Genomic DNA, 451 nt, shown 5'->3' on the forward strand with positions numbered 1-451 from the left:
CATACCCTTCGTTGGCGATGTAGCTCACCACCAGCTCGGTCAGCGGCTTCATGTAGGGCGCCACCACGGCGATCTTCTTCGCCTTCATGATCTTCAGCGCATCGACCAGCGCGCCCGCGCTGGTGATGACCGGCGCGCTGGCGCCGTTGGCCGCCGTGTGGCCCGTCAGGCGCTCCTGCGACACGCGGTGGTAGCCGTGGCCCATGGCCATGATGGCCACCAGGCAGGCGTAGCCCAGCACGTCCACGCGCGCATCCGACAGCTCGACGGCGCAACGGTCGGACTCCGCGTCCATCGCGGCCAGTTCCTCCTTCACCACCTTCTTCATGCGCATCCGGCTGGAATGGAAGGTGAAGCGCTCGGGACGGATCAGCTCGCGCGCGCGCAGCATCGCGGGAATCTCCGTCTCCATCGTGGTGTTCGAGCTCGGCACGATCTGGCCGATGCGGTA

General features: G+C 66.7%; 1 pseudogene. It reads right to left on the reverse strand.

Annotated features, from left to right (window positions below):
• Positions 1–451 (reverse strand): annotated as a pseudogene (locus tag FS845_RS26400) (Asp/Glu racemase); the annotation flags it as partial.

Source organism: Bordetella genomosp. 13 (assembly GCF_007679965.1).
Lineage (GTDB): Bacteria > Pseudomonadota > Gammaproteobacteria > Burkholderiales > Burkholderiaceae_B > Bordetella.